Origin of the sequence: Martinezella lusitana, from assembly GCF_010668395.1 — a bacterium.
Classification (GTDB): domain Bacteria; phylum Pseudomonadota; class Alphaproteobacteria; order Rhizobiales; family Rhizobiaceae; genus Rhizobium; species Rhizobium lusitanum_A.
The window spans coordinates 320645-345557 of the sequence record NZ_WUEY01000006.1 but is presented as its reverse complement, the minus strand read 5'-3'; the positions used below and the strand labels follow the sequence as shown (position 1 = coordinate 345557).

18 protein-coding genes are annotated in these 24913 nt (G+C 61.1%); 17 read left to right on the top strand and 1 reads right to left on the bottom strand.

Annotated elements, in window-relative coordinates; translation table 11 throughout:
* Positions 1-60: 60 nt before the first annotated feature.
* The 8 genes from GR212_RS16840 (at position 61) to murB (ending at position 10375) form a co-directional block, all read left to right on the top strand.
* Positions 61-1524 carry a UDP-N-acetylmuramoyl-L-alanyl-D-glutamate--2,6-diaminopimelate ligase gene (locus GR212_RS16840; RefSeq protein ID WP_163987713.1) on the top strand — a complete coding sequence of 488 codons (1464 nt, stop codon included), beginning with the start codon at positions 61-63 and terminating at the stop codon, positions 1522-1524.
* The gene (locus GR212_RS16835; RefSeq protein WP_163987712.1) at positions 1521-2981 is read left to right on the top strand and encodes a UDP-N-acetylmuramoylalanyl-D-glutamyl-2,6-diaminopimelate--D-alanyl-D-alanine ligase; all 1461 of its coding nucleotides are present in this window, start codon (positions 1521-1523) and stop codon (positions 2979-2981) included. The genes GR212_RS16840 and GR212_RS16835 overlap by 4 nt, the downstream gene beginning before the upstream one ends.
* A gap of 11 nt (positions 2982-2992) precedes the next feature.
* Positions 2993-4114: a phospho-N-acetylmuramoyl-pentapeptide-transferase gene (gene mraY, locus GR212_RS16830; RefSeq protein ID WP_163987711.1), complete on the top strand. Its 1122-nt coding sequence runs from the start codon at positions 2993-2995 to the stop codon at positions 4112-4114.
* 7 nt (positions 4115-4121) lie between these two features.
* A complete protein-coding gene (gene murD / locus GR212_RS16825) occupies positions 4122-5534 on the top strand; it encodes a UDP-N-acetylmuramoyl-L-alanine--D-glutamate ligase (protein WP_163987710.1) in 1413 nt (470 codons plus the stop codon).
* A gap of 1 nt (position 5535) precedes the next feature.
* Positions 5536-6690 carry a putative lipid II flippase FtsW gene (gene ftsW / locus GR212_RS16820; protein ID WP_112797987.1) on the top strand — a complete coding sequence of 385 codons (1155 nt, stop codon included), beginning with the start codon at positions 5536-5538 and terminating at the stop codon, positions 6688-6690.
* Between the two features lie 180 nt (positions 6691-6870).
* Positions 6871-7992 (top strand): undecaprenyldiphospho-muramoylpentapeptide beta-N-acetylglucosaminyltransferase, encoded by a 1122-nt coding sequence (gene murG / locus GR212_RS16815; RefSeq protein ID WP_163987709.1) that lies wholly within the window; start codon positions 6871-6873, stop codon positions 7990-7992.
* Positions 7989-9404, top strand: coding sequence for a UDP-N-acetylmuramate--L-alanine ligase (gene murC, locus GR212_RS16810; RefSeq protein WP_163987708.1), 1416 nt, complete (start codon positions 7989-7991; stop codon positions 9402-9404). Before murG ends, murC begins: the two co-directional genes overlap by 4 nt.
* Positions 9401-10375, top strand: coding sequence for a UDP-N-acetylmuramate dehydrogenase (gene murB, locus GR212_RS16805; RefSeq protein WP_163987707.1), 975 nt, complete (start codon positions 9401-9403; stop codon positions 10373-10375). Before murC ends, murB begins: the two co-directional genes overlap by 4 nt.
* Positions 10376-10467: 92 nt before the next feature.
* On the opposite strand, the gene GR212_RS16800 is transcribed toward murB, so the two are convergent.
* Positions 10468-11799: an MFS transporter gene (locus GR212_RS16800; protein ID WP_163987706.1), complete on the bottom strand. Its 1332-nt coding sequence runs from the start codon at positions 11797-11799 to the stop codon at positions 10468-10470.
* Positions 11800-12053: 254 nt separating this feature from the next.
* Between GR212_RS16800 and aqpZ the strand changes: the two genes are divergently transcribed.
* The 9 genes from aqpZ (at position 12054) to ligA (ending at position 24892) form a co-directional block, all read left to right on the top strand.
* A complete protein-coding gene (aqpZ, locus tag GR212_RS16795; protein ID WP_163987705.1) occupies positions 12054-12740 on the top strand; it encodes an aquaporin Z in 687 nt (228 codons plus the stop codon).
* Between the two features lie 299 nt (positions 12741-13039).
* Positions 13040-13966 carry a D-alanine--D-alanine ligase gene (locus tag GR212_RS16790; protein ID WP_163987759.1) on the top strand — a complete coding sequence of 309 codons (927 nt, stop codon included), beginning with the start codon at positions 13040-13042 and terminating at the stop codon, positions 13964-13966.
* Entirely contained in the window at positions 13954-14886 is a 933-nt protein-coding gene (locus tag GR212_RS16785) for a cell division protein FtsQ/DivIB (RefSeq protein ID WP_163987704.1), read from the top strand. Before GR212_RS16790 ends, GR212_RS16785 begins: the two co-directional genes overlap by 13 nt.
* Entirely contained in the window at positions 14883-16214 is a 1332-nt protein-coding gene (gene ftsA / locus GR212_RS16780; RefSeq protein WP_163987703.1) for a cell division protein FtsA, read from the top strand. Before GR212_RS16785 ends, ftsA begins: the two co-directional genes overlap by 4 nt.
* 103 nt (positions 16215-16317) lie before the next feature.
* On the top strand, positions 16318-18063 hold the full coding sequence (gene ftsZ, locus GR212_RS16775; RefSeq protein ID WP_163987702.1) for a cell division protein FtsZ: 1746 nt from the start codon (positions 16318-16320) through the stop codon (positions 18061-18063).
* 329 nt (positions 18064-18392) lie between these two features.
* Positions 18393-19349, top strand: a complete 957-nt coding sequence (gene lpxC, locus GR212_RS16770) for a UDP-3-O-acyl-N-acetylglucosamine deacetylase (RefSeq protein ID WP_163987701.1) — start codon at positions 18393-18395, stop codon at positions 19347-19349.
* Between the two features lie 288 nt (positions 19350-19637).
* Positions 19638-20507 carry an outer membrane protein assembly factor BamD gene (locus GR212_RS16765; RefSeq protein ID WP_204326612.1) on the top strand — a complete coding sequence of 290 codons (870 nt, stop codon included), beginning with the start codon at positions 19638-19640 and terminating at the stop codon, positions 20505-20507.
* A 12-nt stretch (positions 20508-20519) separates the two neighbouring features.
* Positions 20520-22193, top strand: coding sequence for a DNA repair protein RecN (recN, locus tag GR212_RS16760; RefSeq protein ID WP_163987699.1), 1674 nt, complete (start codon positions 20520-20522; stop codon positions 22191-22193).
* A gap of 548 nt (positions 22194-22741) precedes the next feature.
* The gene (ligA, locus tag GR212_RS16755) at positions 22742-24892 is read left to right on the top strand and encodes an NAD-dependent DNA ligase LigA (RefSeq protein WP_163987698.1); all 2151 of its coding nucleotides are present in this window, start codon (positions 22742-22744) and stop codon (positions 24890-24892) included.
* The last annotated feature ends 21 nt before the right edge of the window (positions 24893-24913 follow it).

Below are 24913 nucleotides of genomic sequence, written 5' to 3'. Positions count from 1 at the left end.
AAGAATACACACGTCGATTCGCGAGGGGCGGACTGATCGAGAAGGCGAAAAGTACATTCGATGAACTTGCGGGATATTGCCGGAAATGTATTTCCGGAACTCAACACACAAATTGGCGGTGCGCTCGGCGATCTTGAGATAAGCGGGATCTCCGCCGACAGCCGCAAGGTTTCGCCCGGCATGGCGTTTGTTGCCGTGGCCGGCACGAAGGCTGACGGAGCGAGTTTTATCGCAGATGCCGTATCGCGCGGGGCCTCCGTCGTGGTTGCCGGTCATCAGGCCGACGCCGGCAGTGTGCCCGTGTTGCAGGTTTCAGAGCCACGCCGGTTTCTCTCCATCGCCGCTTCGCGGTTTTTCGGACGACAGCCGGAAACGATGGTGGCTGTGACGGGGACAGCCGGCAAGACTTCGGTCGCTTCCTTTACCCGGCAGATCTGGGCCCACGCCGGCCATCCGGCGGCCATGATCGGCACGACTGGCGTCGTTTCGCCGACCCGCAACGAGTATGGTGCGCTGACGACGCCCGATCCGGTGTCGCTGCACGAACTGCTTGCCGAACTCGCCGAGGAAGGCGTCACGCACGCGGCGATGGAAGCGTCCAGCCACGGTCTCGATCAATTCCGGCTCGACGGCGTCAGGCTTGCCGCCGCCGCCTTTACCAATCTCGGCCGCGACCACATGGACTATCATCCGACGGTCGAGGATTACATGGCCGCCAAGATGCGGCTGTTCCGGGATCTACTGCCGAAGGGCTCTCCGGCCGTCATTTTCGCCGATGATGCCTGGTCGGCTCAGGCAATTGCCGCCGCCCGCGATGCCGGGCAGGATGTCCGCACCGTCGGGCGCAAGGGCAGCTTCCTGACGCTGAAGCGCGTCGAACATTTTCGCCACAAGCAGATCGCCGAGGTCCATATCGGCGGCGACATCTCCGAGGTTCATATTCCGCTGGCCGGCGATTTCCAGATCGCCAATGCGCTCGTGGCGGCCGGTCTGGCCATTTCGACGGGCGTTGCGGCACCGGTTGCCATGGCGGCCCTTGAGAAACTCGTCGGCGCATCGGGCCGGCTCGAGCTCGTCGGCCACACGCATGACGGCGCGCTTGCTTATGTCGACTATGCCCATAAGCCGGATGCGCTTGAAAATGTTCTGAATTCCGTCCGTCCGTTCACGACGGGCCGCGTGGTTGTCGTCTTTGGCTGCGGTGGGGATCGCGATCGCGGCAAACGTCCGATCATGGGTGAAATAGCCTGCCGGTTGGCCGATGTCGTCATCGTCACCGACGACAATCCGCGCTCGGAAGATCCGGCGGCGATCCGTTCGGAGATCATGGCGGCTGCTGCCTGCGCGACGGAGATCGGCGATCGGGCCGAAGCGATCCGTAACGCAGTCGGGCTGCTGAAATCCGGCGACACGCTGATCGTCGCGGGGAAGGGCCACGAGGAAGGTCAGACGATCGGCGGCGTCACGCTGCCGTTCTCCGATCATGTCGAATTGCGCAAAGCACTGGAGGGTTTGACGTCTTGAACTGGCTATGGACTTCTGAGGATCTGATCGCCGCTATCTCGGGCCGCTTCGTCGGATCGCTGCCCGCGGGCATTACGGGCATTTCCATAGACAGTCGCTCCATCAAGCCGGGCGAGGCTTTCTTTGCCATCAAGGGCGATCGCGTCGATGGGCACGACTACGCCAATCTGGCCATGGCGAACGGCGCCGCGTTCATCGTGATCAGCGAGGCGCGTCTGCCGGCGATGGGCAGCCTCACCGTGCCGAAGGTCGTCGTGGACGACGTATTGGCGGCGCTTGCGCGGCTTGGCGTTGCCGCGCGCAAGCGTAGCCAGGCGAAGATCGTCGCCGTGACGGGTTCGGTCGGCAAGACGACCACGAAGGAGATGTTGCGCCGGGCGCTCACCCCGTCGGGCAAGGTGCATGCATCCGTTGCTTCCTTCAACAATCATTGGGGCGTTCCGCTTACTCTGGCGCGGATGCCGGAAGATACCGATTTCGGGATTTTCGAAATCGGCATGAACCATCCCGGGGAAATTCGCCCGCTCGTCAAAATGGTACAGCCGCATGTGGCGATCATCACCACGATCGCGCCGGCCCATCTCGGCAATTTCAACAGCATCGGTGAAATCGCCGCCGCGAAAGCGGAAATTTTCGAGGGTGTGGTGCCGGGTGGTCATGCCATTCTCAATCATGACAACGACCAGTTCGAGATGCTGGAGCAGGCTGCGGTCGCGGCCGGTATCGAGCATGTGCATAGCTTCGGCCAGCATGCGAAGGCGGACGTGCGTCTCGCGGAATTCAACGCTTCGGAAGAGAATTCGACACTTTGGCTGACGATCGGCGGCGAGACCATGGAAGTGGCGCTCGGTGCGCCGGGCCGCCATATCGCCGAAAACGCGCTTGCCGTGCTTGGCGCGGTCATGCTCCTGGAGGCCGATCTGGACAGCGCCATCAACGCCCTGGCGGATCTTCAGCCGGAAAAGGGCAGGGGACAACGCCACAAGCGCGCGGTCGGTAGCGGCTATTTCACGCTGATCGACGAGAGTTACAACGCCAATCCCGCATCCATGCGCGCGGCTATCGCGCTGCTGGCGACGACGTCGCCGCATGAGGGACCGGGCGGACGGACGGGCCGGCGGATCGCCGTGCTCGGCGACATGTTGGAAATGGGGGATTATGCCCAGCGCGTGCATGCAAATCTTGCCGGGCCGCTGCTTGCGGCCGGCATAGAGCATGTCTGGCTGGCGGGTCCGGAGATGGCGGCTTTGAGGGATGAGCTGCCGGAAAGTGTTCATGTCGAATATCGGGAGACGACGGAGGAACTCTCGGAATTCGCGCTCAATTCTGTCGCCCCCGGCGACGTGTTGATGGTGAAATCGTCGCTGGGAATGGGGTTTGGAAAGATCGTTGCGGGCTTGCTTGACAAGTTTCCCGCATTTTCCGACACGGGCCCTCACACCCATCAGGGGCTTTAGAAAGGGCTCTTATGCTGATCTGGCTTGCCGAACTGTCGGACCACGTTCATTTTTTCACTACTCATTTCAGATTTCTCAATCTGTTCAGATACATCACGTTCCGTACCGGCGGCGCTCTGTTCACGTCAGCGTTGATCGTCTTTCTTTTCGGGCCGCGAATCATCTCCTCCCTGCGCGTGCGCCAGGGCAAGGGGCAGCCGATCCGTGCCGACGGCCCGCAGACGCACTTCAAGAAGGCCGGCACCCCGACCATGGGCGGCCTGATGATCCTTGCCGGCATCGTCGTTTCGTCCCTGCTTTGGGCGGATCTTGCCAATGTCTACGTCGTCGCCACGCTGCTGGTGACGCTCGGATTCGGCGCTATCGGCTTCTATGACGACTATCTCAAGGTGACGAAGCAGAGCGACAAGGGCTTTTCCGGCCGCGCTCGTCTCGGCATCGAATTCGTCATCGCCGCTATCGCCGTCTACTTCATGATGACCACGGCGCTCGCCTCCGGTCCGGCGGGCTCCACCTTCGGCTCGTCGGTCGCCTTCCCGTTCTTCAAGAGCCTGCTGCTCAATCTCGGCATGTTCTTCGTGCTGTTCGGTGCCTTCGTCATCGTCGCCGCCGGCAATGCCGTCAACTTGACGGACGGTCTCGACGGGCTTGCCATCGTGCCAGTGATGATCGCCGCGGCCTCCTTCGGCGTCATCTCCTATCTGGCCGGCAACTTCGTTTTCGCCGACTATCTGGCGATCAATTTCGTGCCCGGCACGGGTGAACTCGCCGTCGTCCTCGGTGCGGTCATCGGTGCCGGTCTCGGCTTCCTCTGGTTCAATGCGCCACCGGCAGCTATCTTCATGGGCGATACGGGCTCGCTTGCGCTTGGGGGCATGATCGGCTCGGTCGCGGTTGCCACCAAGCACGAGATCGTCATGGCGATCATCGGCGGTCTCTTTGTGCTCGAGGCGCTCTCGGTCATCATCCAGGTCGGCTTCTTCAAGATGACCAAGCGCCGTGTCTTCCTGATGGCGCCCATCCACCATCACTTCGAAAAGAAGGGCTGGACGGAAAGCCAGGTCGTCGTGCGTTTCTGGATCGTCGCCGTCATCCTGGCGATGGTCGGTCTGTCCACCCTGAAGCTGCGGTGAGGCAGAAATGATCCCCGTCACCACGCTGAACGGAAAAAAGGTCGCTCTCTTCGGCCTTGGCGGCTCGGGCTTTGCCACGGCGCGCGCACTGGTTGCCGGTGGCGCCGAGGTCACGGCCTGGGACGACAATCCGGACAGCGTGGCCAAGGCGGCTGCGGAGGGAATGGCGGTCGCCGATCTCAGGACGATCGACTGGAACAGCCTGTCGGTCTTCGTCCTGTCGCCCGGTGTGCCGCTGACCCACCCGAAACCGCATTGGACCGTCGATCTCGCTCGCGCCGCCGGCGTCGAGGTTATTGGCGATGTCGAGCTTTTCGTGCGGGAGCGGCGGGCACATGCGCCGGATTGCCCCTTCATCGCCATTACCGGAACGAACGGCAAATCGACGACGACGGCTTTGATCGCCCATATCCTGCAATCGAGCGGGCGCGATACGCAGCTCGGCGGCAATATCGGTAGGGCCGTGCTGACGCTCGATCCGCCGAAGGCAGGGCGCTTCTATGTCGTCGAATGCTCCTCCTATCAGATCGACCTGGCGCCGACGCTCAATCCTTCGGCCGGTATCTTGCTGAACCTGACGCCCGACCATCTCGATCGGCATGGCACGATGCAGCACTATGCCGATATCAAGGAGCGGCTCGTCGCGGGCAGCGACGTTGCCGTGGTGGGTGTCGACGACAGCTATTCTTCGTTGATCGCCGACCGCATCGAGCGGGCGGGCGGCAAGGTCACAAGAATATCGCGCCGGCATGCGCTGGCGGACGGCCTTTACGCAGAGGGCAGCCGCATCATGCAGGCATCGAGCGGGGCCGCAAGCGAGATTGCCGATCTCGACGGTATCCAGACCTTGCGCGGTGGCCACAACGCACAGAACGCCGCGGCGGCAATTGCCGCCTGCCTGGCGGTCGGTGTCTCCGCCGACGAGATTCGGGCCGGGTTGACATCCTTCCCCGGCCTCAAGCATCGCATGCAGCCTGTCGGAAGACGCGGCCGGGTCGTCTTCGTCAACGATTCCAAGGCGACCAATGCGGATGCGGCGGCGCCCGCGCTTTCGAGCTACGAGAATATCTACTGGATCGCCGGCGGCCTGCCGAAAGAGGGCGGTATCACCAGCCTGGCGCCGCTCTTTTCGCGCATAACCAAGGCCTATCTGATCGGCGAGGCCGCTCCGGCCTTTGCCGCGACGCTCGGCGACCGGGTGCCGTACGAAATTTCCGGCACGCTGGAGCGCGCCGTCGCGCATGCTGCCGCCGATGCGGACGGCGACGAACATGAGGCCGCGGCCGTGATGTTGTCACCGGCTTGCGCAAGCTTCGATCAGTATAAGAATTTCGAGGTCAGGGGCGACGCCTTCGTCAGCCATGTAGCTGCGATCGATGGCGTCACCATGCTGATCGGTTCAGCAGCTGGAGGCAAATGATATGGTAAGCCGCGTTGAACGTGGGGCCTTGGCCGAGTGGTTCTGGACCATCGACCGCGTGTTTCTCGCCCTTTTCATCCTGTTGATCGGCATCGGTTTCATGCTTTCCTTTGCGGCGTCGCCTGCTGTTGCGGAACGCATCGGGCTTGAGCCGTTCCACTTCGTCAAGCGCCATGCGCTGTTCCTCGTCCCGGCGATCGCGACGATGATCGGCATTTCCTTCATGACGCCCAGACAGGTGCGGCGGACGGCGGTCATCCTGCTGATCGTGGCGCTGGCGATGATGCTGTTCGCGCTCTTCTTCGGCGTCGAAGTCAAGGGCTCCCGGCGCTGGGTCAACATCGCGTCCTTGTCCATTCAGCCTTCGGAATTCATGAAGCCGGCCTTCGTCGTCGTCTGCGCCTGGCTGTTTTCCGAACATGCGCGCCAGCCGGAAATCCCGGGCAATCTCTTCGCCATCATCCTCTTCGGTATCGTCGTGGCACTGCTCGTCGCGCAGCCCGACCTTGGCCAGACGATCCTGACCACCGCCGTCTGGGGCGGCATGTTCTTCATGGCCGGCATGCCCTGGCTTTGGATCATCGTGCTTGGCGGCCTTGGCGCCGGCGGTTTCGTCACCGCCTATTACGTCTTCGATCACGTCGCGCAACGCGTGAACAAGTTCCTGACGGGCGAGGGCGATACGTTCCAGGTCGATACCGCCAAGGAAGCGATCGTTCACGGCACCTGGTTCGGCGTCGGTCCCGGCGAAGGTACCGTCAAGCGTATCATTCCGGACGCCCATACCGACTTCATCTTCTCTGTCGCGGCCGAGGAATTCGGCGCCATCTTCTGCATGGTGCTCGTGCTCATCTTTGCTTTCCTCGTGCTGCGCGGACTTTCGCACGCCTACAAGGAAAAGAACGATTTCAACCGTTTTGCCGTCGCCGGCCTCGTGCTGCAGATCGGCATTCAGTCGATCATCAACATCGGCGTGAACCTGCAGCTGCTGCCGGCAAAGGGCATGACGCTGCCGCTCATTTCCTATGGCGGCTCGTCGATGACCGCGATCTGCGTAACTGCCGGCTTCATCCTGGCGTTGACGCGTCACAGGCCGGAAAAGCGTGCGCAGGATCGCACCATGTTCCGCGTGACGCACGGATTGCCGGCGGAGTGATCGTCTTGGGACCATCGACCATTTGCTCCCGCTATCTCCTGCCTGCCCTTCATTCTGCGGTCGCTTTTCAGAAAGCGGCGAGCTATGAGGGAGGCTTGGCCTGCGTCGATGACGCGGCCGTGGCGACTTCCTATATTAGGGAGATGCCCCGAGTAATGGGGTGTTCGCGGGAGCGAAATTATGAGTAAAGGCATTGTCCTTCTTGCCGCCGGCGGAACCGGCGGTCACGTATTTCCGGCCGAGGCACTGGCCTATAAGCTGAAGGAGCGCGGCTATTCCGTGCACCTCGTCACCGACAGCCGCGCCGAACGCTATGCCGGCAAGTTTCCGGCCGACGAGATCCATGTCGTCCCCTCGGCAACGATCGGTTCGAAGAACCCGTTGAAGGTTGCGCGAGCCCTTTGGACGCTGTGGACCGGCATGCGCGCGGCGCGCAAGCTGATCCAGCGGATCAAGCCCGTCTGCGTCGTCGGCTTCGGCGGTTATCCCACCGTTCCGCCGCTTCTGGCTGCGACGCGCATGGGCGTGCCCTCCATGCTGCATGAGCAGAATGCGGTCATGGGCCGGGCCAACAAGATGCTGGCAACGCGCGTTCGCGCGATTGCGGGCGGCTTCCTCACGGAAAACGGCGCGTTTGCCGAAAAGACGGTGACGACAGGCAACCCCGTGCGTCCGGCTGTCATCGAGGCTGCCAAGCGTCCCTATGTGCCGTCCGGTCCGGACGATCCGTTCAATCTCGTCGTCTTCGGCGGCAGCCAGGGTGCGCAATATTTCTCGAAGGCGGTCCCCACGGCGATCAGCCTGCTCGAGGAGCCGCTGCGCAAGCGCCTGCGGGTTACGCAGCAGGTGCGCCCCGAGGATATGGAAACGGTCAACAGCTGCACGAGAAAGCTTGAGATGGGCGCCGATGTCGCGCCGTTCTTCAACGATATGGCCGAGCGTATCGGCGCCGCGCATCTGGTTCTCTGCCGCTCCGGCGCCTCGACCGTCTCCGAGCTTGCCGTCATCGGCCGCCCGGCGATCCTCGTGCCTTATCCGCATGCGCTCGATCACGATCAGGCGGCCAATGCCGCGGCCCTGGCGGCAACGGGCGGCGTCAAGGTCATCGTGCAGTCGGAGCTGACGTCGGAGAAACTTTCCACCATTCTGCGCGGCGCCATGACCATGCCGGAAAAGCTCGCGAAGATGGCTGCGGCAGCCAAGCAGGCGGGCAAGCCGGATGCGGCAAACTTGCTTGCCGACATGGTTGAGGCTATTGCCGCGGGACGTTCAATTCAGCAATTCAAGGGGGCAGGCGTATGAAGCTGCCGAAGGCAATCGGCCTTGTGCATTTTATCGGTATCGGCGGTATCGGAATGAGCGGCATAGCCGAGGTGTTGCATAACCTCGGCCATCGCGTTCAGGGTTCCGATCAATCGGAAAGCGCCAACGTGCAGCGGCTGCGCGACAAGGGCATTCCGGTCCATATCGGCCACAAGGCGGAAAACCTCGGCGATGCCGAAGTCGTCGTCGTCTCCACCGCCATTAAGAAGAACAATCCGGAGCTTGTCGCCGCGCGCGAAAAGCTGCTGCCGGTCGTGCGCCGTGCCGAGATGCTCGCCGAGCTGATGCGCTTCCGCAACGCGATCGCCATCGGCGGCACGCACGGCAAGACCACGACGACGTCGCTCGTTGCGACACTTCTGGAAGCCGGCGGTCTCGATCCGACCGTTATCAACGGCGGCATCATCAATGCCTATGGTACGAATGCGCGCATGGGAGCTGGCGAGTGGATGGTGGTCGAGGCCGACGAGTCGGACGGCACCTTCCTGAAGCTGCCGGCCGATGTCGCTGTCGTCACGAATATCGATCCGGAGCACCTCGACCACTACGGCAATTTCGATGCCGTTCGCGCCGCTTTCCGGCAGTTCGTCGAGAACGTGCCTTTTTACGGCTTCGGCGTCATGTGCATCGACCATCCGGAAGTACAGGCGCTTGTCGGGCGCATCGAGGACCGCAAGGTCATCACTTACGGCGAGAATCCACAGGCAGACGTGCGTTTCTCGAATGTGCGAATCGATGGAACGCGTTCGCTGTTCGATGTCGAAATCCGCAGGCGCCGCACGGGCAAGGTGATCCAGATCAAGGATCTCGTCATGCCGATGCCGGGCCGGCATAATATTTCCAATGCGACCGCCGCCATTGCCGTTGCCAACCGGCTCGGGATTTCCAGCGAGGCGATCGCCAAGGGGCTGGCATCCTTCGGTGGCGTCAAGCGCCGCTTCACGCTGACCGGAGAATGGAACGGGATCAAGGTTTTCGACGACTACGGCCATCACCCTGTCGAAATCAAGGCGGTGCTGAAGGCAGCGCGAGAAGCCTGCAAGGGCCGGATCATCGCCGTTCATCAGCCGCACCGCTATTCACGTCTGTCGAGCCTGTTCGAGGAATTCGCCGCCTGCTTCAACGATGCCGACAGCATCTTCCTGGCGCCGGTCTATGCCGCCGGCGAGGATCCCATCGAGGGCGTGGATTCGCAGACGCTGGTTTCACGCATCAAGGCCGGCGGTCATCGCGATGCGCGCTACCTGCCATCGCAGGAAGATCTTGCCGCGATGGTTGCGGAGATTGCGCAGCCGGGTGATTTTGTGGTTCTGTTGGGGGCTGGCAGCATCACATATTGGGCAGCATCATTGCCAAAGGAATTGGAAGGCCTCTCGGGTAAGTCCGCATGAAACAGGTAAATGGGGAAAAGCTTCTGGCGTCGCTCGGCGACAGTGTAAAGGACATCAGGGGTCGGCTGACGCCGGACGCACCGATGGATCGTGTTACGTGGTTCCGCGCCGGCGGATTGGCGGAACTGATGTTCCAGCCGCATGACACGGACGATCTCATCGCATTCCTGAAGATCCTGCCGGAAGAAGTACCGCTGACCGTGGTCGGCGTGGGTTCGAACATATTGGTGCGCGACGGCGGCATTCCGGGTGTCGTCCTCAGGCTTTCTGCCAAGGGCTTCGGCTCGGTGGAGCTTGCCGGCGAGAATCGCATCCTGGCCGGCGCCATTTGCCCGGACAAGCACGTCGCGGCCATGGCGATGGACAACAGCATCGGCGGTTTCCATTTCTACTACGGCATTCCGGGCAGCATCGGCGGCGCGGCGCGGATGAATGCGGGCGCCAATGGCGCGGAGACCCGCGAGCGCGTGGTCGAGGTTCACGCGGTCGACCGGAAGGGCGACAAGCATGTGCTGACCAATGCCGAAATGGGCTACAGCTACCGTCATTCGGACGCATCCGAAGGGCTGATCTTCACGCATGTCCTTTTCGAGGGGTATGCCGAGGATCGGGCCAAGATTCGTGCGGAGATGGACGCCGTGCGCGCGCATCGCGAAACGGTGCAGCCGATTCGGGAAAAGACCGGCGGCTCGACCTTCAAGAACCCTGAAGGCCTTTCCGCATGGAAACTGATCGATGAAGCGGGTTGCCGCGGTCTCGTCATCGGCGGTGCGCAGATGTCATCGCTGCACTGCAACTTCATGATCAACATGGAGCAGGCGACAGGCTACGATCTGGAATATCTCGGCGAGCAGGTACGTCGCGAGGTTTTCGAGAATTCCGGCGTCAAGCTGGAGTGGGAAATCAAGCGTCTCGGCCGCTTCATGCCGGGCCGGGAGGTTCGTCCGTTCCAGGGCGTCACCACGGAGTAGGCTCGCGCTGCAAGCCGCTCAAACCTCATGAAATGATTCAAGAAAAAGGCCGGCTTAAAACCCGGCCTTTTCAATTGGTTATCTCGACGTCCTCAGACTTCCTCATTGCCCGACAACAGAATGCCGATCAGCGAGAGCAAGGCGGCGGCCGCCAGATAGTAGCCGACATAGACAAGGCCGTAATTCGTTGCGAGCCATGTGGCGATGTAGGGAGCCAGTGACGCGCCGACGATGCCGCCGAGGTTGAAGGTCATCGATGCGCCGGTATAGCGCACGGTGGTCGGGAAGGGCGCGGCAAGTGCTGCGCCGATCGGACCGTAGGTAAAGCCCATCAACGCCAGGCCGATGATCGAGCAGGCGAAGGCGCCGGCAAGCCCGGCCGTCAGCAGCGACGAGTAGAACAGGCCGAAGATAAGGATACCGACGGTCGTCAGGCTCAGAACCAGCCGGCGCGAATAGCGGTCGGACAGCAGGCCGGAGATCGGAATCGTCAGGCCGAAGAAGACGACGCCGACGAGCTGGACGACAAGGAACTGGCCCTGCGAGAAGCCGAGGCCGGCCGGCAATGGTCCATTGCCCGGAGGCCGGGTGCCCCAGCTCAGGGTGAAAGCCGTCATCAGGTAAAACAGCACGAAGGTCGCGACGGCGATGATCGTGCCGAGAATGAGGCTGCGGAGATGCGAGCGGAAGATGACCGCGATCGGAACCGAAACGCGTTCTTCCTTCTCGATCGCGCGCTGGAATTCCGGGGTTTCCGTGATCTTCAGGCGGACGTAGAGGCCGACGACGACCAGCACGAGGCTGATGAGGAAGGGGATACGCCAACCGTAGCTGAGGAAGTCCGCATCGGCCATGCTTTCGCGCAGAATCAGGAAAAGGCCGGCGGAGAGGATGAAGCCGATCGGCGCGCCGAGTTGCGGGAACATGGCGTACCAGCTGCGCTTGCCTTCCGGAGCGTTTTCCGTTGCAAGCAATACCGCGCCGCCCCATTCGCCGCCGAGGCCCAAACCCTGGCCGAGGCGGCAAAGCGCCAGCAGAATCGGTGCGAGAACGCCGATCGATTCGTACGTCGGCAGTATGCCGATGATGACGGTCGAAAGACCCATGGTCATAAGAGCCGCGACAAGCGTCGCCTTGCGGCCGATCCGGTCTCCGAAATGGCCGAAGATCATCGCGCCGATCGGGCGTGCGAAGAAGGCGATGGAGAAGGTTGCGAAGGATTGCAAGGTTGCCGAAGTCGGATCGCTCGCAGGGAAGAACAGTTTCGGGAAGACGATAACCGCCGCCGTCGCATAAACGTAGAAATCGAAGAATTCGATGGTTGTGCCGATGAGGCTCGCGATCAGAACGCGTGCCGGAGAATTTGCCGCAGCGTTGCTCGATGACGAGGGGGGCGGCGATAGGGGAGATATCGCGTCAGTCATGATCCCACCATTTAGAGGGTTCTAAGGTTTGCTTATTAGGTAAGCCGTGTCCTTAGCGTAATTTTTGTTCGACGCAAACGCCAAACGCGCAAGAAATCAGCGGTTGCGTGCTATTATTTAGCCGCAATTGTTGATTCGTGAGCAATTGGGCGGACGTTTATCGTCGAGTGGGCGTATCTCCGGAGAGTCCTTCCCGGATCTTTTTCATCGATGGTCGATCTTCGCTTCGGTTGAGGGCAAAGGAGAAGGGTTTAATGCAGAAAAAACTCATCGCTGAGTTTCTTGGGACATTCTGGCTCGTATTTGGCGGCTGCGGCAGCGCAATCTTTGCCGCGGCGTTTCCGGGCCTCGGTATCGGTTTTCTGGGTGTGGCCTTTGCGTTCGGCCTGACCGTGCTGACCATGGCTTTCGCCGTCGGCGGCATTTCGGGAGGGCATTTCAACCCAGCCGTTTCGGTTGGTCTGACGGTAGCCGGCCGCTTTCCCGGCGGGCAGCTCATTCCCTATATCGTCGCGCAGGTCGTCGGTGCCATCGTCGCTGCCGCCGTGCTCTACCTGATCGCGAGCGGCAAGGCCGATTTCCAACTCGGTGGCTTTGCTGCGAACGGCTATGGGGAACATTCGCCCGGCGGTTATTCGCTGGTCTCGGCATTGGTGGCCGAAATCGTGCTGACCTTGTTCTTCCTCGTCGTGATTCTCGGTGCGACGAGCAGCAAGGTGCCTGCGGGCTTCGCGCCGATCGCCATCGGCCTGACCCTGACGCTGATCCACCTGATCTCGATCCCGATCACCAATACGTCGGTCAATCCCGCCCGTTCGACGGGGCAGGCTTTGTTCGTCGGAGGCTGGGCGCTGCAGCAGCTTTGGCTGTTCTGGGTTGCTCCCATCATCGGCGGAGCATTGGGCGGTCTGGTCTGGAAACTGGTCGACGACAGCGAGTGATATCGGCTTCATTTTAACGCTCTCAGGCCCGCATCGACCCCTCGATGCGGGCCTCTTTGTTTAAAAAAACCCAAATGTAGCACTTTCAAAAGTAGCAACTCTCTGATTCCAATGGCAGAATTCTTTAAGTCGATTTGATTCGTATCATCCGGCCATCCGTGGAGCGGCGGAAAGTTAACGAAAGTAAACGCTTCATTAACCTTAATGTCGTTCTAATCGACCTATTGAAAGCGGGGCGAGAATCGCTGTTAGCGATGCCCGGCAAGCGCAGAGCAGAGACCGTGAAGTCGGGGGTATTAATGGGTGGCAAGCATGTGGCTGTCCTTTTGGGCGGATTTTCCTCGGAGAGGCCCGTCAGCCTTTCTTCGGGGAAGGCATGCGCCGATGCCCTCGAAGCGGAAGGCTTTGAGGTTACCCGCGTCGATGTGGATCACGACGTTGCCAGCCGCCTGGCCGAGCTGAAGCCCGACGTCGTCTTCAATGCGCTGCACGGCCCCTTCGGTGAAGACGGGACCATTCAAGGCATCCTTGAGTATCTTCAGATTCCCTACACGCATTCCGGCGTGCTTGCGTCCGCGCTTGCGATGGACAAGTCCCGCGCGAAAACGGTTGCGGCTGCTGCCGGCATTCCGGTCGCGAGCTCGATCGTCATGGATCGCTTCGATATCGTCGGAGAGCATCCGATGAAACCGCCTTACGTCGTCAAGCCGGTGCGCGAGGGGTCGAGCTTCGGCGTGGTGATCGTCAAGGAAGATCAGGCGCATCCGCCGCAGATCGTTACGTCGGCCGAATGGCGTTACGGCGACGAGGTGCTTGTGGAGCGCTATATCCATGGGCGGGAGCTGACCTGCGGGGTTATGGGCGACAGGGTTCTCGGCGTCACCGAGATCGTGCCGCTGGGTCATAGCTTCTACGACTATGATGCCAAGTATGCCAAAGGTGGGTCAAAACATGTCTTGCCGGCGGAAATTTCACCGAATCTTTACCAAAAGATACAAACATTATCGTTAAGGGCGCATGAAGCTATCGGCTGCCGCGGCGTCAGTCGATCTGACTTCCGCTTCGATGATCGCTTTTCCGAAGAAGGTGAACTTGTCTGGCTTGAGGTCAATACCCAGCCCGGCATGACCCCTACCTCGCTGGTGCCTGAAATGGCCGCTCATGCCGGCTACTCGTTTGGTGAATTTCTCCGGTGGATGGTGGAGGACGCGTCTTGTTTGCGCTGACGCTCAAAAATATGAGGCGGTCTCGTCATCGCGTTCCGCTCGCCATCGACGATGTCGAGGATGCGTTCGTTCTGCCGCGTCCGCTGCGCCGCGCCGTTCGTTTCCTGGTCAGCCTTGGCTCGGGTCGCGTCAATATTCCCGCTCATACGGGCACGGTTTCCGCCTTCGCGCTCCTCGCTGCGACGGGGCTTTACGGTATGTCGGTCGGCGGCCATACGCAGGACGTTGCGGAAGCCACCACGTCTGCTGCGGGTTTTGCCATCGAGGACGTCAAGGTTTCCGGCAACGACGAGACTTCCGAAATCGAGATCCTACAGCTTCTTGGCCTGGACGGCACGACGTCGCTCGTTGCGCTCAATGCCGATGCGGCCCGGCAGAAGATTGCGAATCTGCCCTGGGTGCAGAATGTCGAAGTCCGGAAGGTCTATCCGAAGGCCGTCGAGGTGAAGCTCAAGGAGCGCAAGGCCTATGCCATCTGGCAGCACGGCTCCGAGCTTTCGCTGATCCAGAAGGATGGCAGCGTGATTGCGCCGTTGCGCGACAACAAGTTTGCGAAGCTGCCGCTTTTCGTTGGCCGCGATGCTGAAATCGCGGCGGCATCCGTGGAAGACGAGTTCGGCAAATGGCCGGATATCCGCAGCCATGTGAAGGCTTTCGTCCGTGTCGCCGGCCGCCGTTGGGATCTCTATCTCGACAATGGCGTCATCATTAAATTGCCGGAGGACAATATCGATGGCGCGCTCGCCCGGCTGACCACGCTCGACAAGGATGAGAATCTTCTGCAGCGCGATATCGCTGCGGTCGATCTCCGTCTCGACGATCGCACCGCGATTGAACTCACCCCGGATGCCACAACTCGCCGTCAGGCCGCCGTCGATGCAAGAAACAAGGCTTTGAAGAAAGCAGGGCAGGATACATGAGCTTATTCGGTTCGTCCCATTTCGGCCTGCCTCGGTTGAAGCCGCTTTCGTCGAAGCGGTCGCATATCGTTTCCGTTCTCGACATCGGCTCGACGAAAGTCGTCTGCATGATCGGCCGGTTGACGCCGCGCGAAGAAAGCCAGGTTCTGCCGAACCGCACCCATAACATCGAGATTATCGGTATCGGCCATCAGCGTTCCCGCGGTATCAAGACCGGTGTGATCGCCGACCTCGATGCTCTGGAAGGTGTCATCCGGCTCGCCGTCGATGCCGCCGAACGCATGGCAGGCCTTACGGTCGACAGCCTGATCGTCAACGTGTCGGCCGGCCGACTCGGCAGCGACATCTATACCGCCACCATCGATCTCGGCGGCCAGGAGGTCGAGGCCAACGACCTGAAGAAGGTTCTTGCCGCGGCCTGCCAGCAGTCGATCCGCCAGGAACGCGCCGTGCTGCATTCGCTGGCGACCGGATACTCCCTCGATGGCGAGCGCGGTATCCGCGATCCGCTGGCGATGTTCGGCGACGCGCTCGGTGTCGACATGCATGTGGTGACGGCGGAGCGGGCGGCGCTTCGCAATCTGGAGCTCTGCATCAACCGTGCCCACCTTTCGGTCGAAGGCATGGTGGCGACACCTTACGCCAGCGGTCTTGCGGCTCTCGTCGACGACGAAGTCGAGCTTGGCTGCGCCGCCATCGACATGGGCGGCGGCACGACGACGATCTCGGTCTTCGCCGAGGGCAAGCTGGTGCATACCGATGCCGTCAGCCTTGGCGGCCATCACGTCACGACGGACCTTGCCCGCGGCCTTTCCACCCGCATCGAGGATGCGGAGCGCCTGAAGGTCGTCCATGCCTCGGCGCTGGCGAACTCTTCGGAAGAACGTGAACTGATTTCCATCCCGCCGATCGGTGAAGATGAGCGTGACCAGCCGACGCAGGTGCCGAAGGCGCTCGTGTCGCGCATCGTCAAGGCTCGTATCGAGGAAACCCTCGAGCTCATTCGCGATCGCATCCAGCGTTCGGGCTTCAGCCCGATCGTCGGCAAGCGCGTCGTCCTGACGGGCGGTGCCAGCCAGCTGACCGGCCTGCCCGATGTGGCGCGCCGCGTTCTTGCCCGCAATGTCCGTATCGGCCGTCCGATGGGCGTGTCCGGCTTGCCGACTGCAGCCAAGGGGCCGGCTTTTTCGACGGCGGTCGGTCTGATGATCTATCCGCAGGTCGCAGACATGGAAACACATGCGCCGAGCAGCGGTCTGCTCTCGTCGCTTGGCGGTAACAACAGCCGGATCGGCCGTGTCGGCCAATGGTTGAAAGAGAGTTTTTGAGTGCCTGACCCGGAGATGTTTCTTCGGGGTAAGCGTCAGACAAGTGAAATCGAGTGAATTGGCCGGCGTGGCGATGCGGCCATAAAGAGAAGGAACGGGTACAATGACTATCAAGCTGCATAAGCCAGATATCACCGAGCTTAAGCCGCGAATCACCGTGTTCGGTGTTGGTGGCGGTGGCGGCAATGCCGTCAACAACATGATCACGGCAGGCTTGCAGGGCGTCGATTTCGTCGTCGCCAACACCGATGCGCAGGCGCTGACCATGACGAAGGCGGAGCGAATCATTCAGCTCGGCGTCAACGTCACGGAAGGCCTCGGCGCCGGTTCGCAGCCGGAAGTCGGCCGTGCAGCTGCTGAAGAATGCATCGATGAAATCATCGATCACCTGAACGGCACGCATATGTGCTTTGTCACCGCCGGCATGGGCGGCGGCACGGGCACCGGTGCGGCGCCTGTTGTCGCACAGGCCGCCCGCAACAAGGGCATCCTGACCGTCGGCGTCGTTACCAAGCCGTTCCACTTCGAAGGCGGCCGCCGCATGCGCCTCGCCGAAATGGGCATCCAGGAGCTGCAGAAGTCGGTCGACACGCTGATCGTCATACCGAACCAGAACCTGTTCCGTATCGCCAACGACAAGACGACTTTCGCCGACGCGTTCTCGATGGCCGACCAGGTTCTCTATTCGGGCGTTGCCTGCATCACCGATCTGATGGTGAAGGAAGGTCTCATCAACCTCGACTTCGCCGACGTTCGTTCGGTCATGCGCGAAATGGGCCGCGCCATGATGGGTACCGGCGAGGCTTCTGGCCAGGGCCGTGCGATGCAGGCCGCCGAGGCCGCCATTGCCAACCCGCTGCTCGACGAAACCTCGATGAAGGGCGCGCAGGGCCTGTTGATCTCGATCACCGGCGGTCGTGACCTCACCCTGTTCGAAGTCGACGAAGCCGCGACCCGCATCCGCGAAGAAGTCGATCCCGACGCCAACATCATCCTCGGCGCCACCTTCGACGAATCGCTTGAAGGCATCATCCGCGTTTCCGTCGTCGCAACCGGCATCGACCGCGCGATGAACGAAGCCGCCGACCGGGGCATGGAATTCCGCCCGGCCGCGAAGCCGGCTATGCGTCCTTCCGCGGCCGCCGCTCCGGTAGCGGCCGCAGCTCAGCCTGCCCACGTCGCGCAGGCCCATACCGCACAGGCTGCCGCGCCGGCTCCTCGCACAGTGGACCCGGTCGCCCAGACCATTCGTGCGGCAGAGGCCGATCTCGAGCGGGAGCTGGAAATCCAGATGGCTCGCCAGGCTCATGCTCAGCAGCAGCCCGCGATGCAGCAGGCTGCCGCGACGGAAGATAACTTCCGTCCGCAGAGCCGCATCTTCGCGGCAGCGCCGGAAGCTCAGCCGGTCCGTCAGGCTCCGGTTCAGCCGCAGCTTCAGCCTCAGCAGCAGGCATCGGTCATGCATCAGCAGCCGATCATCCGTCAGGCTCCTGAGCAGGTCCGCATGCCGAAGGTGGAAGATTTCCCGCCGGTCGTTAAGGCAGAGCTGGAACATCGCGCACAGCCGGCAGCTGCTCAGGCTACCGAAGAGCGTGGCCCGATGGGCCTGCTGAAGCGAATCACGAATTCGCTCGGCCGCCGCGAAGAAGATCCGGCTTTCGACGACATGATGGCCCCGACGAACAATGCGGCGCCGCAGCGTCGCGCACCGTCGCCGGAAGCCAGCCTCTATGCTCCGCGTCGCGGCAACCTCGACGATCACGGCCGCCAGGCTCCGCAGGCACGCATGACGAGCCATGAGGACGATCAGCTCGAGATTCCGGCGTTCCTGCGCCGCCAGTCGAACTGACCCGAGATAGGGCGACCTTTTAATAGGTTGCTAACCATCCTGATGAAATCCGGGGCCGAAAGACCCCGGATTTCCTTATTTTAGACCTGATGTCGTATCTGAAATTATCCAACGAATTCAACCTGCTGCTTTCGTAACAAAACGAAAGAAACAGTGATTTGGAATGCGATGCCTCGGCGCGTATGTAGTTACCAAGCAAGCCTGCGGAATCACATTCAACAATGAATGTATGTGACGTGCGCAGCATAGTTAACAGACTGAACCGGCGATAAGGGTAAGCGTCCGAAGAGACCGCCCGGCCTGGATCAGATAGACGAAGGCAGAATTACATGGCAATCGGATTGCTTGGTTTTCAGACCACCATTGCAAACCCTGTGACACTTTCGGGTATCGGCGTTCATTCCGGCGCCAATGTGTCGATCACCTTTTATCCCGCCGAAGCCGGCACCGGCGTTGTTTTCCAGCGTCTGCACGATAATGGTGATGTAAGCGAGTTTCGCGCCGTTTCCTCCCAGGTCGGCAATACGGATCTCTGCACGGTTCTCGGCTTCTCGCCGGCGCGCTCCGTCGCGACGGTCGAGCACGTCATGGCAGCGATCTACGCGATCGGCCTCGACAATGTCGTCGTCGAAGTGAGCGGCGCGGAAATGCCGATCATGGACGGCAGTTCCTATCCTTTCATCGAAGCGATCGAGCAGGTCGGCGTCGTGCCGCTTGGCGCCAAGCGCCGCTATATCCGCGTTACCAAGCCGGTGCGTATCGAAGCTGGTGGTTCCTGGTGCGAGTTCCGTCCTTATGATGGCACGCGCTTCGAAGTCGAGATCGATTTCGAATGCCCGCTGATCGGCCGCCAGAAGTGGGAAGGCGACCTGACCGCCGAGACGTTCAAGAGCGAACTTTCGCGCGCCCGCACCTTCGGCTTCATGCGCGATGTTGAGCGCCTCTGGGCTTCGGGCCATGCGCTGGGCTCGTCGCTGGAAAACTCCGTCGTCATCTCCGACGACAACACGGTCATCAACGTCGAAGGCCTGCGCTATGCCAAGGACGAGTTCGTCCGCCACAAGACGCTTGATGCCGTCGGCGACCTGGCGCTTGCCGGCGCGCAGTTCATCGGCTGCTACCGTTCCTATCGCGGTGGCCATCGCATGAACGCCAACGCTCTGAAGGCCTTGCTCAGCGATCCTACGGCCTACGACGTCGTCGAAACTTCGGCGCCGCGTCAGCGCGCCCACAGCCGCGAATTCGTTGCGATCAACGCTCCGGAATTTGCTCCCTGGTCGGCGTGATCGTTCAGGACTGGAATGAAAGAAAGCTGCCGCTCCGATGAGGAGCGGCTCTTTTTTTGACGGGCGACTCGCATGGTTTGCCTTCGATCCTTGCTCGATGGCGAGACAGCGCGGACCTCAATGGGAATTCCCTGTCAAAACAGTGATTAAAGGCTGCCTATATGCGGCCTTTGCCACAAAAATGCGTTAATGCATCATCAATGCGTTGCCCTGATGGTGTTTTTGCGGCTAGAAACGCCAGCGAGAGAACGCCGCCTCCGCAACGACGGTTAGTGGGACAGTCATTCGATGGGTTATGCAAGGTCTGAACGCATGAATATCACAGCACGGGCTTTGCTCGTATCGCTCCTTCTGGCAGGCACCGGTGCGGTGGTGACAGGTTGCAATACGAAGAAGGATATCGACATCACCAAGCTCGGTGTCGATACAGATCCGCCGGAAATGCTCTACAACCAAGGCCTTGCCAATATCAAGGCAGGCAACATGACGGAAGCCGGCAAGAAGTTCGACGCCATCAACCAGCAGCAGCCCTTCTCCGAATGGGCGCGCAAGGCGATGGTGATGAGCACGTTCGTCAAGTATCGCACGGGCCGATATGACGATGCCGTGCAGACGGGCAACAGCTATCTCAAGCAGTATCCCGGTTCGGAAGATGCCGACTACGTCCAGTATCTGGTCGGCTCGTCCTATGCCAAGCAGATCGTCGACGTGACGCAGGACCAGCGTGCGGCGCAGCAGACGATCGAGGCGATGACCAAGCTCGTCAACACCTATCCGAAGTCGCAATATGTCAGCGACGCGCAGGAAAAGATCCGCTTTGCGCGCGACCAGCTCGCCGGCAAGGAAATGCAGATCGGCCGCTACTATCTGGAACGCAAGGATTACCTCGCGGCAATTTCGCGTTTCCGTATCGTCGTGGAGCAATATCCGACCACGAACCAGATCGAGGAAGCGCTGGCGCGCCTGGTCGAAGCCTATTATGCGATGGGCATCGTGCAGGAAGCGCAGACGGCAGCCGCCGTTCTCGGCCACAATTATCCGGACAGCCGCTGGTATAAGGATTCCTATCAGCTGCTGCAGAAGGGTGGCGTGGAGCCGAGCGAAAATTCGGGCTCGTGGATTTCCAGAGCGGGCAAGAAACTTCTTCTCGGGACGTGAGATTGAGCGCAGATGCTGATCCAGCTTTCGATCCGCGATATCGTTCTGATCGAGCGGCTGGATCTTGCCTTCGAGTCCGGGCTCTCGGTGCTGACCGGCGAGACCGGTGCAGGCAAATCCATCCTGCTTGACAGTCTGTCGCTGGCCCTTGGCGGGCGCGGCGATGGCGGTTTGGTGCGTCATGGCGAAGACCGGGGCCAGGTGACCGCGGTTTTCGATGTCGGCACGCAACATCCGGCCCGCAAACTCCTGCGTGAAAACGGCATCGACGATGACGGCGACCTGATCTTTCGCCGCGTCCAGTCCGCTGACGGCCGTACCAAGGCTTTCGTCAACGACCAGGCGCTCAGCGTCCAGCTCATGCGCCAGATCGGGCAGCTTCTCGTCGAAATTCACGGCCAGCATGACGACCGCGCGCTCGTCGATACCGATGCACATCGTACATTGCTCGATGCCTTCGCCGGCCTTGCCGACGAGGCGCAGGAGGTCGGCAGGCTTCACAAGATCTGGCGCGATACCGACCGTACCTTGAAGAAGCACCGGGAACAGGTGGAGAAGGCCGCACGCGAAGCGGACTATCTGCGCGCTTCCGTCGAGGAGCTGGAGAAGCTCTCGCCGCAGGATGGCGAAGAGGACGAGCTGGCCGAAAAACGCTCGCGGATGATGAAGGCCGAGCGCATTGCCGGCGACATCGCCGAGGCTTCGGAGTTCCTCAATGGCAATGCATCACCCGTACCGCACATAGCATCGCTGGTGCGCCGGCTAGAGCGCAAGAGCCATGAAGCGCCCGGGCTGCTTGAGGATACCGTGGCGCTGCTCGATGCCGCTCTCGACCAGCTTTCCAACGCACAGATGGAAGTCGAGGCGGCGTTGCGCAAGACGGAGTATGATCCGCGCGAGCTGGAAAAGGTCGAGGAGCGCCTGTTTGCGCTGCGGGCTGCCTCGCGGAAATATTCGGTGCCGGTCATCGAACTGCCGGCGTTGGCCGAGCGCATGGTTTCGGATCTTGCCGATGTCGATGCGGGCGAAGAGAGGCTGGCACGGCTCGACGCCGAGCTCGCTGCCGCCAAGGCGGACTATGATGTTGCAGCGCGCGGCCTTTCGGAAAAACGCCACCGTGCCGGTGAGGCGCTTGCCGGGGCCGTCATGGCGGAATTGCCGGCGCTGAAGCTTGAGCGGGCGCGTTTCATGGTGGAGATCACCAGCGATCCCGAAGCGGGGACCGCGGACGGCATCGACGTGGTCGAATTCCATGTGCAGACCAACCCTGGCACCCGTCCGGGCCCGATCACCAAGGTCGCGTCCGGGGGCGAACTATCGCGTTTCCTGCTGGCGCTGAAGGTGGCGCTTGCCGACCGCGGCTCGGCACCGACCCTGGTCTTCGACGAAATCGATACCGGGGTCGGCGGTGCGGTCGCGGATGCGATCGGCCAGCGGCTGAAGCGCCTCTCCGACCGCGTGCAGGTGCTTTCCGTCACGCATGCGCCGCAGGTCGCCGCACGCGCCGCCACGCATCTGCTGATTTCCAAAGGACCCGTTGCGGACGGCTCGGAGAAGATCTCCACGCGCGTTGCAACCATGGAGCCGAAGGACCGCACCGAGGAAATCGCCCGTATGCTCGCAGGCGCTTCGGTGACGGAAGAGGCAAGGGCTGCCGCCAAGCGCTTGCTGGCCGGCAACGGCTGATCGTTGAATGATGCTGATCTTATGTAGAAAGGCAATGCAGTGCTTTGTCTTAACGGCGTTATAAGTGACAAAATGCCGTGCCGACTTTACAGAGTCGCGCTGTAAAACTCTTCTATTAGGGGTTAGCTTTGTTGCCCGAAAAAATTTCAACCCTTACCGTTCTGAGCATCTTATTTCCCGCCGCGATTTATGGGCTTTATGCCTGCTTTATCTACGGAGACCTTTGTACTGCAGGCGATTCCTCCTGTGTAATGGCCTACGGGATCCTTTGGATGATAGTATTATTCGTGCTCGCGTGCTTCGCAGCTATTAGTTGGGTGCTTCTATTTGCGCAGCTTTTCTTTCGTCTCGTCCGATGATTGATCATCACGGAATGGGAATCTCCAGATAAAGATCGATTTTCCCGTTTCCGCTTCGTCGTAATCGTTCACATACGCCCCGCGACTCCGAGTTTTTCCCTTTGTATTTACGACCTCTTGGCTGAAAACCGCTTCCCACTTTTCCGGGAAGTGCTCTAAAACATCTCCAAAATCGGGGAGTGTAGATTCATGAGCACCGAACAGAGACCCGTCGAAGATTTGACCGAAGAGGAAGCGGCTGCGGCACTTGCCTATCTGGCCGCGGAGATCGCGCGCAACGATGCGCTTTACCATGGCAAGGATGCGCCGGAGATTTCTGATGCGGATTATGATGCGCTGAAGCGGCGCAATGACGCCATCGAAGCTCGTTTTCCAGCACTGATTCGCGCCGACAGCCCATCGCGCCGGGTTGGCGCCGCGCCGTCGGAGACGTTTGCGCCCGTCGTGCACGCAAGGCCGATGCTGTCGCTCGACAACACGTTCTCACAGGAGGACGTCGAGGATTTCGTCGCCAGCGTCTATCGCTTCCTCGGCCGTCTTCCCGACAACTCGATTGCCTTTACCGCCGAGCCGAAGATCGACGGCCTTTCCATGTCGATCCGTTACGAGAATGGACGCATGGTGAATGCCGCGACGCGCGGCGACGGCACGACGGGCGAAAACGTCACCGCCAATATCAGGACCATCAAGGAGATTCCCCAGATCCTGCCGGCCGGGGCGCCTGCGGTCGTCGAGGTGCGCGGCGAGGTCTATATGGCTAAGAGCGACTTCCTGGCGCTGAACGCGCAGATGGAAGCTGAGGGCAAGCAGACTTATGTCAATCCGCGCAATACGGCGGCAGGCTCGTTGCGTCAGCTCGACGCGAAGGTCACGGCAAGCCGCAAGCTGAGATTCTTTGCTTATGCCTGGGGCGAGATGTCGGACATGCCGGCCGATACGCAATACGGCATGGTGCAGGTCTTCAAATCCTGGGGCTTTCCGGTCAACCCGCTCATGGAGCGGCTGCATTCGGTTGCCGATATTCTCGGCCACTACGAGGAGATAGGGCTGCAACGACCCGATCTCGACTATGATATCGACGGCGTCGTCTACAAGGTCGATAGCCTGGAGCTGCAGGCACGCCTCGGTTTTCGTTCTCGCTCGCCGCGCTGGGCGACCGCGCATAAATTCCCGGCGGAACAGGCGTTCACGCGCCTGGTCGATATCGATATCCAGGTCGGCCGCACGGGGGCGCTGACGCCGGTCGCGCGACTGGAGCCGATCACGGTCGGCGGTGTCGTGGTCACCAATGCGACGCTGCACAATGCCGACTACATCAAGGGTATCGGCAACAAGGGTGAACCGATCCGGGATGGCCGCGATATCCGCATCGGTGACATGGTGATCGTGCAGCGGGCAGGCGACGTCATCCCGCAGATCGTCGATGTCGTGCTGGAGAAGCGCGAGACGTCGAGCACGCCTTACGAGTTCCCCAAGGTCTGCCCGGTTTGCGGCAGCCATGCGGTGCGCGACATCAACGAAAAGACCGGCAAGGTCGATGCCGTCACCCGCTGCACCGGCGGCTTCATCTGCCGTGCGCAGGCGACCGAGCATCTCAAGCATTTCGTCTCGCGCAACGCCTACGATATCGAGGGGCTGGGTTCCAAGCAGATCGACTTCTTCTTCGAAAGCGAGGATCCGGCGCTGCAGGTGCGGACTGCGCCTGACATATTCACGCTGGAAAGGCGGCAGCAGGCTTCGCTCGCCAAGCTGGAAAATATCGATGGCTTCGGCAAGGTCAGCGTCGCCAAGCTCTATGCCGCGATCAACGAGCGGCGGCAGATCGCCTTGCATCGCTTCATCTTCGCGCTTGGCATCCGCCATGTGGGCGAGACGACGGCCAAGCTGCTGGCGCGCTCTTACGGCACGTACAACGCCTTCGAGGCTGCGATGAAGGAAGCCGCACCGCTCGCGGGCGATGCCTGGAACGACCTCAACAATATCGAGGGCATCGGCGAAGTCGTGGCGCGCGCCATCGTCGAATTCTACAAGGAACCGCGCAATACGCAGGTGATCGCGAAGCTGCTGGAGGAGGTTCAGCCTCAAGAGGCCGAGCAACCGCTGACCTCGGGCAGTCCCGTTGCCGGCAAGACAGTCGTGTTTACCGGCTCGCTGGAGAAGTTTACCCGCGACGAGGCCAAGGCGAAGGCCGAGAGCCTCGGCGCCAAGGTTTCCGGGTCGGTTTCGAAGAAGACCGACATCGTCGTCGCGGGGCCGGGCGCAGGCTCGAAGCTCGACAAGGCTCGGGAGTTCAACGTCCAGGTCATGACCGAGGACGAGTGGCTGGATCTGATCGGCTGATGATGGATGGCGACGGGCTCA

Bases quoted from the DNA above. Each gene is read 5' to 3' on its own strand.
- GR212_RS16840 (WP_163987713.1), top strand. From the start codon at position 61: ATGAACTTGCGGGATATTGCCGGAAATGTATTTCCGGAACTCAACACA.
- mraY (WP_163987711.1), top strand. From the start codon at position 2,993: ATGCTGATCTGGCTTGCCGAACTGTCGGACCACGTTCATTTTTTCACT.
- murD (WP_163987710.1), top strand. From the start codon at position 4,122: ATGATCCCCGTCACCACGCTGAACGGAAAAAAGGTCGCTCTCTTCGGC.
- ftsW (WP_112797987.1), top strand. From the start codon at position 5,536: ATGGTAAGCCGCGTTGAACGTGGGGCCTTGGCCGAGTGGTTCTGGACC.
- murG (WP_163987709.1), top strand. From the start codon at position 6,871: ATGAGTAAAGGCATTGTCCTTCTTGCCGCCGGCGGAACCGGCGGTCAC.
- murC (WP_163987708.1), top strand. From the start codon at position 7,989: ATGAAGCTGCCGAAGGCAATCGGCCTTGTGCATTTTATCGGTATCGGC.
- murB (WP_163987707.1), top strand. From the start codon at position 9,401: ATGAAACAGGTAAATGGGGAAAAGCTTCTGGCGTCGCTCGGCGACAGT.
- GR212_RS16800 (WP_163987706.1), bottom strand. From the start codon at position 11,799: ATGACTGACGCGATATCTCCCCTATCGCCGCCCCCCTCGTCATCGAGC.
- aqpZ (WP_163987705.1), top strand. From the start codon at position 12,054: ATGCAGAAAAAACTCATCGCTGAGTTTCTTGGGACATTCTGGCTCGTA.
- GR212_RS16790 (WP_163987759.1), top strand. From the start codon at position 13,040: ATGGGTGGCAAGCATGTGGCTGTCCTTTTGGGCGGATTTTCCTCGGAG.
- ftsA (WP_163987703.1), top strand. From the start codon at position 14,883: ATGAGCTTATTCGGTTCGTCCCATTTCGGCCTGCCTCGGTTGAAGCCG.
- ftsZ (WP_163987702.1), top strand. From the start codon at position 16,318: ATGACTATCAAGCTGCATAAGCCAGATATCACCGAGCTTAAGCCGCGA.
- lpxC (WP_163987701.1), top strand. From the start codon at position 18,393: ATGGCAATCGGATTGCTTGGTTTTCAGACCACCATTGCAAACCCTGTG.
- GR212_RS16765 (WP_204326612.1), top strand. From the start codon at position 19,638: ATGGGTTATGCAAGGTCTGAACGCATGAATATCACAGCACGGGCTTTG.
- recN (WP_163987699.1), top strand. From the start codon at position 20,520: ATGCTGATCCAGCTTTCGATCCGCGATATCGTTCTGATCGAGCGGCTG.
- ligA (WP_163987698.1), top strand. From the start codon at position 22,742: ATGAGCACCGAACAGAGACCCGTCGAAGATTTGACCGAAGAGGAAGCG.